The sequence below is a fragment of the Pseudomonas mendocina genome, from assembly GCF_003008615.1.
Classification (GTDB): domain Bacteria; phylum Pseudomonadota; class Gammaproteobacteria; order Pseudomonadales; family Pseudomonadaceae; genus Aquipseudomonas; species Aquipseudomonas mendocina_C.
On sequence record NZ_CP027657.1, the window covers coordinates 186,240 to 197,793 of the forward strand.

The 11,554-nt window shown below is 62.3% G+C and carries 10 protein-coding genes; 2 read left to right on the top strand and 8 right to left on the bottom strand.

What is annotated here, in order from left to right; all coding sequences use genetic code 11:
- Nucleotides 1-48: 48 nt before the first annotated feature.
- The 3 genes from C7A17_RS00935 to C7A17_RS00945 are packed head-to-tail and all read right to left on the bottom strand — an operon-like array spanning nucleotide 49 to nucleotide 2,768.
- A complete protein-coding gene (locus tag C7A17_RS00935; RefSeq protein ID WP_106736243.1) occupies nucleotides 49-909 on the bottom strand; it encodes a rhomboid family intramembrane serine protease in 861 nt (286 codons plus the stop codon).
- Nucleotides 906-1,880 carry a metallophosphoesterase gene (locus C7A17_RS00940; protein ID WP_106736244.1) on the bottom strand — a complete coding sequence of 325 codons (975 nt, stop codon included), beginning with the start codon at nucleotides 1,878-1,880 and terminating at the stop codon, nucleotides 906-908. The genes C7A17_RS00935 and C7A17_RS00940 overlap by 4 nt, the downstream gene beginning before the upstream one ends.
- Nucleotides 1,881-2,768 carry an NAD(+) kinase gene (locus C7A17_RS00945; RefSeq protein ID WP_106736245.1) on the bottom strand — a complete coding sequence of 296 codons (888 nt, stop codon included), beginning with the start codon at nucleotides 2,766-2,768 and terminating at the stop codon, nucleotides 1,881-1,883.
- Between the two features lie 84 nt (nucleotides 2,769-2,852).
- On the opposite strand from C7A17_RS00945, the gene C7A17_RS00950 reads away from it, so the two are divergent.
- Nucleotides 2,853-3,779 carry a DUF1853 family protein gene (locus C7A17_RS00950; protein WP_106736246.1) on the top strand — a complete coding sequence of 309 codons (927 nt, stop codon included), beginning with the start codon at nucleotides 2,853-2,855 and terminating at the stop codon, nucleotides 3,777-3,779.
- A 47-nt stretch (nucleotides 3,780-3,826) separates the two neighbouring features.
- Here the strand turns inward: C7A17_RS00950 and C7A17_RS00955 are convergent, their stop codons facing one another.
- From C7A17_RS00955 to C7A17_RS00965, 3 genes are read right to left on the bottom strand one after another with little or no spacing between them, the layout of a single operon-like run.
- Nucleotides 3,827-4,936: a cyclic nucleotide-binding domain-containing protein gene (locus C7A17_RS00955; RefSeq protein WP_106736247.1), complete on the bottom strand. Its 1,110-nt coding sequence runs from the start codon at nucleotides 4,934-4,936 to the stop codon at nucleotides 3,827-3,829.
- Nucleotides 4,937-4,958: 22 nt separating this feature from the next.
- Entirely contained in the window at nucleotides 4,959-5,897 is a 939-nt protein-coding gene (locus C7A17_RS00960; RefSeq protein WP_106736248.1) for a 1-aminocyclopropane-1-carboxylate deaminase/D-cysteine desulfhydrase, read from the bottom strand.
- 2 nt (nucleotides 5,898-5,899) lie between these two features.
- Entirely contained in the window at nucleotides 5,900-7,267 is a 1,368-nt protein-coding gene (locus tag C7A17_RS00965; RefSeq protein WP_106736249.1) for a chromosome partitioning protein ParA, read from the bottom strand.
- Between the two features lie 595 nt (nucleotides 7,268-7,862).
- Between C7A17_RS00965 and C7A17_RS00970 the strand changes: the two genes are divergently transcribed.
- Nucleotides 7,863-8,819 (top strand): TAXI family TRAP transporter solute-binding subunit, encoded by a 957-nt coding sequence (locus tag C7A17_RS00970; protein ID WP_106736250.1) that lies wholly within the window; start codon nucleotides 7,863-7,865, stop codon nucleotides 8,817-8,819.
- Nucleotides 8,820-8,827: 8 nt separating this feature from the next.
- Here the strand turns inward: C7A17_RS00970 and C7A17_RS00975 are convergent, their stop codons facing one another.
- Both C7A17_RS00975 and C7A17_RS00980 read right to left on the bottom strand, forming a co-directional pair.
- Entirely contained in the window at nucleotides 8,828-9,259 is a 432-nt protein-coding gene (locus tag C7A17_RS00975; protein WP_106736251.1) for a nuclear transport factor 2 family protein, read from the bottom strand.
- Between the two features lie 205 nt (nucleotides 9,260-9,464).
- Nucleotides 9,465-11,498: an NADPH-dependent 2,4-dienoyl-CoA reductase gene (locus C7A17_RS00980; protein WP_106736252.1), complete on the bottom strand. Its 2,034-nt coding sequence runs from the start codon at nucleotides 11,496-11,498 to the stop codon at nucleotides 9,465-9,467.
- Nucleotides 11,499-11,554 lie beyond the last annotated feature (56 nt).

Here is an 11,554-nt window from a genome sequence, read left to right on the forward strand (position 1 = left end):
CAGGTAAATCGTAGGGCGGGTGAAACCCGCCGAAACACTAAAGTCGAATCAAACGCTACGTCGGGCCAGCATACCGCCAAGCAGCCCGGTCAGGCAGCCGACCAACAGACCACCCACGTGCGCGGCATTGGCGATGGCGCCGAACTGCAACAGCTCGAACACGCCAGTCATGCAGATCGCCAGCCAGGCCAGCATCATCACCAGCACGCCAGGCGGCAAGCGATAGGCCGGGTTGGGCGCCAGGCGCTGGTAGATCCAGCAATGCCCAAGCAGGCCATAAAGCACGCCGGACAGGCCACCGAACAACGACGGGCCAGCCCACCAGTATTGGGCGAAGTTCGACGCCAGCCCGAACAGCAGGGTCAGACCGAGCAGACCAATGGCGCCCTGGCGAAATTCGATACGCCGCCCCAGTTCCCAGTACCACAAGCTGTTCATTGCCAGGTGCAGCCAGCCGAAGTGGATCAGCATGGGCGTGATCAGGCGCCACCACTGGCCGCTTTCGAGCGTGGCATCCAGATAAGTCAAATAGATGTGCTCGCCATCGATTCGAAAATCAACGAAGCTCAGCCAGCGAATGGTGGAAAAATTCTCGCCGGCCAGGGTCACCGCAAAGACGATGAAAGTCGCCAGCAGTACCAACGCCGTGACCGGGCTGCGCCGCAGCTGCGTGAAGAAGCTGTCCCGCGCAGGCGCAACGCTTGCCGGCAACTCTCCGCCGGCGTCGCCCTGCGGGTGACGCGCATAGAGCTCCCGCACCTGTTCAGCAAGCTCCTCGCCAGGCACCCAGAGCACTTGCTCGCCCCCTTCCTCAGCCACCCGATGAGGAACACGCAACCGTTGCAGCAAGGCGACGAAACCACTCAGATCGGTCTCAAGCGGCAAACGTAGTACAGCAACAGCCGTCATCGTGGCGCCTCCTGCGGGTCGACATCGACCCAGACGAATTTGTTTGCGTCCAAACGATGCTCCTGATCCAGACGATAGGCCACCAACCTGCCGCCAATCACCGCACTGTAATCCAGGCAGGCCAGATTCGGACGAATCGGTGCCGGCTTACCACGCCGCCAGTAATGGCCGACGAACAACAACGGCTCGTGGGCGCCATAGCGCAGCAGCTCGTCCTTCTGCAGCTCGGTCAGCGGCGTCTGTGCGGCCAGCTCCGGCAGGGCATCGGGTTGGAACACGATGTCGCCGTAGGTCTGCGGATTCTCTTCCCAGAATTTGGTGCGAAAGTACGAACGAGTAAAGCCGTCACCGCTGGTCTGGGTCAGGCCATGCGGCAGACGCATGTCGGTACCACGCAACAAACGATCCAGCGCCATGTTGGCGAAGCTGCCGGGCACGGCTGCCGACTGAAGAAAGTGCTCGTCGATGCAGCCATCGGGGAATTGCGCCTTGAGCGGCGTGATCAGTTCGTCATCCCAGCAGGCGTGGACAACGCGGAAGCGTCCGGCATCGATGAACAACGGCATTTCGTAGAACCAGTGGAGAAACTCGCGCCACTCCTGTGGATACGCCTCGAACTGCGCCAGGGTTTCACGCATCAGGCGGTGGTGGCGCGGGCTGTGCTCACGCACATAATGACGACCACTACCCGGTGACGCCGGTGTACTCCAGCCCAGCGCATTGAATTCGTGGTTGCCCATGATGCACAGCGCCTGGCCTGCGCGAACCATATCGTGCACCAGGTGCAAGGTTTCGCGAATGCCGGGGCCACGGTCGACCAGGTCGCCGAGGAAGATCACCATGCGCGAAGGATGGCGCCACACACCACTTTGCCGGCTGTAGCCAAGACGTTCGAGCAAACGTTCGAGCGTGCGCGCACAACCGTGGATATCACCGATCAGGTCATAGCCACGACGGGGGTCGAGGGACATTCAGTCGTGCCCTCCGAGGCGGCTCCCCCAGCCCAGTTTGGTACGACAGACCTCGTAGTAATTGTGATCCAGCGGATGGATCAACCGCAGTTTCTGCGCCTTCTTGGCCACGTGCAGGGTGTCACCCGGGGCGCAGGTGAAGTGGTTCTGGCCATCGCAGGACACCTGCGGATAAATCTGCAGATCCTGCGACACGACGATCTTCAGCTCACTGTTGCCATCGACCACGATGGGCCGGCTGGACAGGGTATGCGGGTACATTGGCACCACGACGATAGCATCGAGCTTGGGATGCATGATCGGCCCGCCGGCAGACAAGGCGTAGGCAGTCGAACCGGTGGGTGTGGCGACGATCAGGCCATCGGCCTTCTGGCTACAGACGAACTGACCATCGATATACAGCTCGAACTCGATCATCCGCGTCGACTTGCCCGGGTGCAGCACCACGTCGTTGAGCGCGTCGCCCTGGCCGATGGCTTCGCCCTGGCGGCGTACCTCAGCCTCGAGTAGGAAGCGGTTTTCGGTCAGGTACTGGCCTTCCAGCACCTGCGCCACCTTGAGCTCCAGCTCGTCAGGACGAATGTCGGTGAGAAAACCGAGGCTACCGCGGTTGATCCCCAGCACCGGCACCTTGTGCCGCGCCAGCGCGCGCGCGGCGCCGAGCATGCTGCCGTCACCCCCGACGACGATCACCAGATCGCACACTTCGCCCAGCATCTTGCGCGAGGAAGTCTGCAAACCGTGGCCGGGTAATACCTCAGCGATAGTGTCTTCAAGGATCACATGCAGATGACGGTCAATGAGAAAGCGCTTGAGCCGGCGAACGGTCTCCAACACCCGCGTGCTGCCCAGGCGCCCGATGATGCCGACATTGCGAAATTGATCCATGGGACTCCCGACAGCCGAATAAGAAACGAACAGGGATTATCGGCCAAAGGCCAAGGCCCCGGCAAACCGCGCTATGCTCGGGCCATGACCACTTCCGATTCGCTGCACGAACTGTTGCAGACGCTGCGCACCCCTGCGGTACGCGACCTGGCGTGGGTGCTGCTCTCACCACCCTTGCTGGGTGAGACAACGAAACCCCAGCGCCACCCTCTCCAGGCCAGTTGCTGGCTGCAGCGACCGCAGTTGCTGACGGACTGGCTGGCGAAGCAAGACAGGGATGCCAGCGTCCTGCATGACTGGCTGGCAGAGAAGCCGGTGCGGCGCCTCGGCATGCACTACGAGCGTCTCTGGCAATTCGCCCTGCACGCCGCACCGGATATAGAAATCGTCGCCGCCAATCTGCCGATTCGCCAGAACGGCCAGACCCTGGGGGAACTGGATCTGCTGCTGCGCGACGCCGAGGGCGAGCACCACTTGGAGCTGGCGGTTAAGTTCTATCTGGGCACGGGAGGCAGCGATGCCGCTCATTGGCTAGGCCCTGGCAGCCATGACCGACTCGATCTGAAGTTAAGCCATCTCGCCCAACATCAACTGCCTCTGTCGTCACGACGTGAAACACGAGGCGCACTGAACGAACTGCAACTGGCCGAGCCCCGAGCGGCCTTCTGGCTCGGCGGCTACCTGTTCTACCCATGGCCCGATGGCTGCTCGCCACCTCGCGGGGCCACGCCTGCGCACTTGCAGGGACGATGGCTGCGTCAACGCGACTGGAACCACTTCGTCGCCGAGCGGCCAGGGGCATGCTGGCAACCGCTGCCAAGGCTGGCCTGGCTGGCACCGGCGCTGATTGACGATGGCGAGCGCTGGTCAGAGGAGACTTTCCAACAATGGCTGGCAGCGTTGCCGACACAAAACCGCGCGCAATTGCTGGTACGCCTGGAGCCCGACTCGAAAGGCGACTGGCGCGAAGCCGAGCGTGTGTTTCTGGTCAGCGATCAGTGGCCGTCGTAGAGCGGGTACAACCCGCCATCCCCCGCCCTACGCAAGCGGCACACATCCTACCGGCTACGTTCGGTGCGCCCGCCGGAGCGCGCCAGATAACCAGCCCCGCTCTCGCAAAGCAGCGCATCACGCTGTACCGCCGGCAAGGCGTCCAGACCACCGCGCAAGGCGTAGACGCTATAGCCGAGCTGCGAGAGCAGAAACACCGCACTGCTGCTGCGCTTGCCACTGTCGCAATAACACAGGTAGGTGCGCGACCTGTCCAACAGGCGAGCCTTCAGCCGCAGCAGTTGCAGCGGCATGTGCAAGGCCTGTGGCGCATACGCCTTCTCGTACTCTTCCAGCAGCCGCACATCCAGCCATTGTGCACCCTGGGCCAGCAGCCTGGCAGCCTCCCCAAGGGAAACCTCGGCCACCACCGGAGCCTTGAGCAAAGCGAAAAAATCCTGGCGATCCAAGCGCAACACGCTGCCGGCTTCGACCATGGTTACCGTGGCGTTACGCGGTCTATCCGACAACAGCGCCTCCTCACCAAAGCAGGCGCCTACTTCCAGCTCGGCCAACACCTGGCGATCACTGCCGGCGCTGCGAATCACCTCGGCGCGCCCGCTTTCGAGGAAGAAACAGCAGTCGCCCGCCTCGCCTTCGGTGAGAACCTGGTGCCCCGCCTCGATCTCGACGCGCTGTAACCGGCCAAGCATGTTCTGCACGTTCGCTGGTGGCACCTTGGTGAACAGCGGGTTCTCCAGCAGTCGCTCCAGCCATTCGATGTCGGCACCACCCTGCTGCATCGCCAGCAACAGATCCTGATAGGCCAGGCGCCAGGTCAGCAGGCGGTCGAGCGTGACACTGTCGATCATCAGCACGCTGACATCAGTCAGGGCGCGCGCCTCGTGCAGACGCGGCATCCCGGGGGAAAGCGGATGACAGCTGATCGCGCTCCCCGCCGACACGCGTTGCGTCCGCCCCTCGGCATCCTGCAACTGCAGTTCGCCTGCCAGCAGGTAATACGTGAGGCGGGCCTGATCTCCCTGACGGAACAACAACTGGCCGGCCAGCAACGGTTGCGGTACCAGTTGGCTACGCAGCTCACGCCATTGCTGCTCGGACAGCACATTGAGCGGGGTAAGAATGCGTAACTGCTCGGGAGTGAGAGGTTCGTTCATGAGAATTTCCAGACTCCGCTGGTCAGACCTGAGTGTAGTCGGCGCCCATCAGCGCGCGGCGGCCCTGCAAGCCGCCAGTATGAACGAAGATCAGGCGAGAACCGCGAGGAAGATGACCGCTGCCGCAAAAATCACGTAACGCCATCAATGCCTTGCCGGTATAAACAGGCTCCAAGGGCAGACCGCTGTCTTGCTCGGTTCGTAAGATGAATTGGCGTAGCGGCTCATCCAGCCGTGCGAAACCACCGCGCGCCGCGTTGACCAGGCGATAGCCCTGCTCCACAACCTGAGCCTCGTCCAGCAACGCCGCCACCTGGGCAGCGACACCATGACTGGCTGGAACCGCCAGGGCGCCATACACCAGCCGCTGCCCTTGCTCACCCAGCACCAGGCCAGCCAAGGTCGTGCCGGTACCGGCGGCCAACCACCAGGCATCGAAATCCTGCCAGCCGATGCGCTGCAGTTGCGCCTGAGCCATATCGACCATCGCGCCACAGCCTTCAGCACCTGCCAGGCTCAAACCACCTTCGCCTACAGGATGAAAACCGGGGTAGCGCGCCAGCCAGGGCTGCCAGAAGTCGGCCTGATGACGCGCCCGATAACCGGCATAACCCAACCAGTGCAGTTGCATGCCCAGCGCTTGCAGATCGTCGATGGTAGGCGTCCGTTGCGGCTCGCCACGCAGCAAGCCAACGGTGGCGAAGCCGAAGCGCTTGCCCGCCGCAGCCAGCGCATGCAGATGATTCGAGTGCGCGCCACCCAGACTGATCACGCCCTGCGCGCCACCGGCCTCGGCAGCACGTAGATGCGCAGCGAGCTTGAACCATTTATTGCCCGATACCAGCGGATCGACCAGATCCAGACGCAGACAGGCCAGCTCGATGCCGGCCGCCTCGAGCCAGTCCAGCCTTAGCGGCTGCAGAGGTGCCTGCGGGCACCAATCAGGAAATCGCAGTGCCAAGATCAGCTGACGGTGCGCAGGCGGTTACTGGCCTTGTGGCGCGTGCAACAGTTGGAGTCGCCGAGGATGAAGCGACTGGGCGTATCCACTCGGTCGATGGGAATACCGCAACGCTCGCCGCTGGGCAGCGTCGTATCGCAGGTCGGTTGCTGATAATGAGCCAGCCAATGGCGGTACTGTTCTTCGGAAACGAAGCACTTGGCGGCAGCGTAGGCCATGGGGTTGTCCTGATAGCGCGCGACATCCGGCAGCGCAATGGTCAGGTGCCCGGCGCCGGGGTGATAAACCACGAAGACTACGCCGAGCTTGGCCAGACGCTCAAGGGCCTGATCCCCTCCCTGGCTGGCGAACTCATCACGCTCACGCTTGAGCCGTTCGACCTCGGCCTGTAGCTGGGCATCCAGTTCATTACGGTAGGCCAGTTCCACATCGCGGATGGCAATCTGTTCCTGATATTGCGCCACAGCAGCGGCGACCTTCGCCTGCAGCTCGCCATCGAACTGGGCACGCAGGATATCGCCCTCGGTACGTCCATGACGCTCCAGTGCACGCAATTGCTGGGTCATTTCTTCGCGACTGCACTGAAAGCTCTCAGCCTGTGCAGCCAGCTGCGCCTTGAGATTGGCGTTGAGTTCTTCCTGTTGACGCAATGCCTGGTGCAGCCCGTGGATCTGCCCTTGCAGATTCTTGCTCTGCTCTTCGCTGGCCAGCTTGAACTTGGCCAGCTCCTCTTCGTGCTGTTGGGTCAGGCTGGTGATGCGCAAACGTTGCTGCTGAATCAGCTGAGCCGTCTTGGCTCTGTGCTCCTGATCCATCTTTTGCGCCAACTGAGCGGCCACTTCCTTGGCTGGATCGGGGGCGTACCATTTATCCTCGGACGCCACCTGCAAACGCTCGGCCACCACGGCCTGGGCACTATCGTCCTCGACCAGCAGGCCAAGCTGATTGCGCTTGACCGCATCGCGCAGGATCACCAGATCGTTCTGCCCAGGCGCCAGGCTCGGATCCCACAGATGCATCTGGTGCCAGGAGACCGGGCACTGGCTGCGGCAAGCCAGTCGGATCGGCCCAGCACCCAGGTCAGGTCCACGACCGGCGCGCTCGGCCAGGTGTTGCAGGGGAATGTTCCAGCCCTTGTCAGGCCGGCCATCCTCGTCGAAGTCCAGATAGAAGAACACCGCGGCCCTGACCAGCAGACGCGGGTTGATCACCACGAAAACAGCACGCATCTGTTCGTCAGCGAACTCGGGCATGTTCACCACGCCATCGAGCAAGGCTTCGAATTCAGGGAACATCATCTGTTTGCAGATACCGCGCTCACTGAAGAACATCACGGCTTCCACCATCTGCGGCTTGTTCTGCATGCTCATCGAGGGCCCTCTGAACCAACGGGGGAATATGCGCGCACGGCATCGTGCGCCAGAGCAGCACAGGCTTTGGCGCAGATGTCGTCCTTGATCGGTCAGGCAAGTCTAGGGGAAAACCCAGCCGCGGCAATGTGACTCGGTTGGCACTCAATCGGCCACAGGCGACAGATAGACCGGCGGCAGCGCGAAACTGTGACGAAGCAGGTAAACGCAGCCACCATTCGCGCTCGATGAGAAAAACCTGCCGTCCTGCGCATACCGCCAAGAAATAAGCGAAGTTCCGCTCACCACGCACTAGCCATCAGCATCTTTCCGCCGACTGGATCCGATTTCCGATCACTCCGCACGCTCTAGCGCGCGAGAGGCTAGACCTGGCACGCCATCTGCTCAGCCCTCGATCGCCCGCACGCGATGATCGCGCAGGCAGGACTGATAAAAAAGATAAGAGGTCAGCCATGTTCCGCCATCGAGTTCCCCCTCGCACTGTCCCCTCGCATAGCGCTGCCTGTTCAAGCAGAAGCAGGAGAAGCCTGGCCGCGAATAACGCACAGGCCTGAAACGCTTCCGGCCGAAAACATAACAACAACGGAGAAACTCCATGCGCTTAACCAAGCGTCTTGGCCTGCTCGTCGCTGCCGCGATCCTGGTCAACAGCCCCAACGCCCACGCCAACCCAACATCGATCAACATTCTCACTGGTGGCACCAGCGGAGTTTATTATCCGCTGGGCATGACCCTCTCCACGCTCTACAGCGAGGGCATCGACAATTCGGACACGACTGTGCGCGCCACCAAGGCCTCGGTGGAAAACCTCAACCTGCTGCAAATCGCCCGCGGCCAGCTCGCCTTTGCCCTTGGCGACTCGGTGGCCGATGCCTGGAAAGGCAACGAGGAAGCCGGTTTCAGGGCACCGCGCGACAGACTTCGCGCGATCGCCGGCATCTATCCGAACTACATTCAGATCGTCGCCAGCAAGGAGTCGGGAATCAACAGCCTGCAGGACTTGCGCGGCAAGCGCATTTCCGTCGGCGCACCGCGCTCGGGCACCGAACTCAACGCACGGGCGATCTTCAAGGCCGCCGGTCTGAGCTACAAGGACATGGGCCATGTCGAATTCAAGCCCTATGCCGAATCGGTCGAATTGATCGAGAAAGGGCAACTGGATGCCACCCTTCAGTCAGCCGGCCTGGGCATGGCGGCGATTCGCGAACTGGCTGAACGCGTTCCCACTACCTTCGTAGCGATCCCGCCAGACATCGTCGCACGCATCGGCAGTGGAGCCTATCAGTCGGGCATCATTCCGGCCGGCACCTATGAAGGACAGTCCAGCGATGTGCCGACAGCCACCATCACCAATATCCTGGTCAGCCAGACCAGCGTGTCGGAAGAGCTGGCCTACGAGATGACCCGATTGCTGTTCGAGAACCTCGATCGCCTCGCCGACTCGCATCCAGCTGCCCGCGATATCCGCCTGGAGCGAGCCGTCAGCGGGCTGCCTATTCCACTGCACCCAGGAGCCGAGCGTTTCTACCGCGAGGCTGGCGTTCTGCGCTGATGTAGGCCTCAGCCCTTGGCTGCGGCGAGAAATGGCGCCAGGCGCTGCGCCATTTCCGCACCGAGCGCCTGCAGGCCACTCATCGGTCGCACCATCACTTCGAACTCGACGATCCGTCCCGATTCGTCGAAACGGATCATGTCGATCCCTTTCAACTCACGGCCACCGACCCGCGCAGAAAACTCCAGCACCACGTTGAGACCATCGGCCGTGGCCAGCTCGCGGTGATAGGCGAAGTCCTCGAACACCTTGAGCACGGTATTGAGGATCAGGTTGACCACCTGCGCCCCCGGATAAGGGGTGTGCGCCATGGGTGAGCGAAATACGGCCTGCGGATGCAGCAGTTCGGGCAAGGCGCTGAGATCCTTGGCGGCGACGAACTGATGCCAGCGCTCCAGACTGGCAGCGGCGGCAGGATGCAGTTGGGCATTGAGGGACATCGGCTTCTCCTTGTTATTGTCAGGCCAGATAGCAAACGCCCCGCAGCAGACCGTATGAAAACTACTGCGCTCGGCCATGCTGCGTTAAAAACGGCTCAAAATGCTCATTTACAACTCGTAAACTGCGTTTTCTCGCCGTTTTTTGCCTTGCCTGACCTTCGCTCGCTACGTTTTCAAACGGTCTGTAAGCGAGGCGTCAATTCGATCAGAGCTCGGCCGCCAGGCGCGAACCCTGGTTGATCGCCCGCTTGGCATCGAGTTCGGCGGCGACATCCGCGCCACCGACCAGGTGAACACGCTGGCCGGCGTTCTCCAGACCTTCTTGCAGCTCGCGCAGCGGATCCTGACCGGCGCAGACGATCACGGTATCGACCGGCAGCACCTGTTCCTCACCACCGGCGATGCGGATATGCAGACCGGCATCGTCGATCTTCACGTACTCGACGCTGTTGAGCATCTGCACATTCTTGTTCTTCAGCCCGGTGCGGTGAATCCAGCCGGTGGTCTTGCCCAGGCCATCGCCGACCTTGGATTTCTTGCGTTGCAGCAGGAACACCTCGCGCGCCGCCGGGTGCGGATGCGCCTCGATACCGGCCACACCGCCACGGGCTTCGAGCGCGGTATCGATGCCCCACTCCTTCCAGAACGCTTCGCGGTCGAGGCTAGTGGCTTTACCCTGATGGGTGATGAACTCGGACACGTCAAAACCGATGCCACCGGCGCCGATCACCGCGACCTTCTGGCCGACCGGCTTGCGTTCGAGAATGGCGTCCAGGTAGCCGATCACCTTGGCATGATCGATACCCGGAATTTCCGGCGTACGCGGGGCGATGCCGGTGGCCAGGATGATTTCGTCGAAGCCGCCCTTGACCAGATCGTCCACCGACACGCGAGTGTTCAGGCGCACGTCGACACCAGTGGTTTCCAGCTTGCGCTTGAAGTAGCGCAGGGTCTCGAAGAACTCCTCCTTGCCCGGCACCCGCTTGGCCACGTTGAACTGACCGCCGATCTCGCCGGCAGAGTCGAACAGGGTCACGCTGTGGCCACGCTCGGCAGCGACGGTGGAAGCGGCCAGCCCGGCCGGGCCGGCACCAACCACGGCGATTTTCTTCACAGCGGTGGTGGGAATGTAGTTCAGCTCGGTCTCGTGGCAGGCGCGTGGGTTGACCAGGCAGCTGGTCAGCTTGCCGCCGAAGGTGTGATCCAGGCAGGCCTGGTTGCAGCCAATGCAGGTGTTGATCTCGTCCGCGCGGCCTGCAGCCGCCTTGTTGACGAAGTCAGCGTCGGCGAGGAACGGGCGCGCCATCGACACCATGTCGGCATCGCCCTCGGCCAGCACCTGCTCGGCGACTTCCGGGGTGTTGATGCGGTTGGTGGTGATCAGCGGAATCGACACCTCGCCCTTGAGCTTGGCAGTGACTTTGGTGAAGGCCGCGCGCGGCACCTTGGTGGCGATGGTCGGGATACGCGCTTCGTGCCAGCCGATACCGGTATTGATGATGGTGGCGCCGGCCTTCTCGATGGCCTTGGCCAGCAGCACGATCTCGTCCCAGGTGCTGCCGCCCTCGACCAGATCGAGCATCGACAGGCGATAGATGATGATGAAGTTCGGCCCGACCGCTTCGCGCACACGACGGACGATTTCCACCGGCAGGCGCATGCGGTTGTCAAAACTGCCACCCCAGCGGTCGGTACGGTGGTTGGTGTGGGCGACCAGGAACTGGTTGATGAAATAGCCCTCCGAACCCATCACCTCGACGCCGTCATAGCCGGCCTGCTGAGCCAGCACGGAGCAATTGACGAAGTCGGCGATCTGCTTCTCGATGCCCTCCTCGTCCAGCTCACGCGGCTTGAACGGGTTGATCGGCGCCTGGATGGCACTCGGCGCCACCGACTTCGGGCTGTAGGCATAACGTCCGGCATGCAGGATCTGCATGCAGATCTTGCCATCCGCCTCATGTACGGCCTGGGTGACGATCTTGTGCTTCTCGGCTTCTTCCGGCGTGCTCAGCTTGGCCGCCCCGGCGTACACGCCACCTTCTTCGTTCGGGCCGATGCCGCCGGTGACCATCAGACCGACGCCGCCACGGGCACGCTCGGCGAAGTAGGCCGCCATGCGCTCGAAGCCGCCCGGCTTCTCTTCCAGACCAGTGTGCATGGAGCCCATCAGCGTGCGGTTCTTCAGCGTGGTGAAGCCGAGGTCGAGCGGGGCCAGCATGTGCGGGTAACGAGCAGTCATGGAAATCTCCACATCGCGGTGCAGTTCACGGATTGCCGCGGTCTCATGGTCACGCG

Bases quoted from the DNA above. Each gene is read 5' to 3' on its own strand.
- C7A17_RS00945 (WP_106736245.1), bottom strand. From the start codon at position 2,768: ATGGATCAATTTCGCAATGTCGGCATCATCGGGCGCCTGGGCAGCACG.
- C7A17_RS00935 (WP_106736243.1), bottom strand. From the start codon at position 909: ATGACGGCTGTTGCTGTACTACGTTTGCCGCTTGAGACCGATCTGAGT.
- C7A17_RS00980 (WP_106736252.1), bottom strand. From the start codon at position 11,498: ATGACTGCTCGTTACCCGCACATGCTGGCCCCGCTCGACCTCGGCTTC.
- C7A17_RS00940 (WP_106736244.1), bottom strand. From the start codon at position 1,880: ATGTCCCTCGACCCCCGTCGTGGCTATGACCTGATCGGTGATATCCAC.
- C7A17_RS00955 (WP_106736247.1), bottom strand. From the start codon at position 4,936: ATGAACGAACCTCTCACTCCCGAGCAGTTACGCATTCTTACCCCGCTC.
- C7A17_RS00970 (WP_106736250.1), top strand. From the start codon at position 7,863: ATGCGCTTAACCAAGCGTCTTGGCCTGCTCGTCGCTGCCGCGATCCTG.
- C7A17_RS00975 (WP_106736251.1), bottom strand. From the start codon at position 9,259: ATGTCCCTCAATGCCCAACTGCATCCTGCCGCCGCTGCCAGTCTGGAG.
- C7A17_RS00950 (WP_106736246.1), top strand. From the start codon at position 2,853: ATGACCACTTCCGATTCGCTGCACGAACTGTTGCAGACGCTGCGCACC.
- C7A17_RS00965 (WP_106736249.1), bottom strand. From the start codon at position 7,267: ATGAGCATGCAGAACAAGCCGCAGATGGTGGAAGCCGTGATGTTCTTC.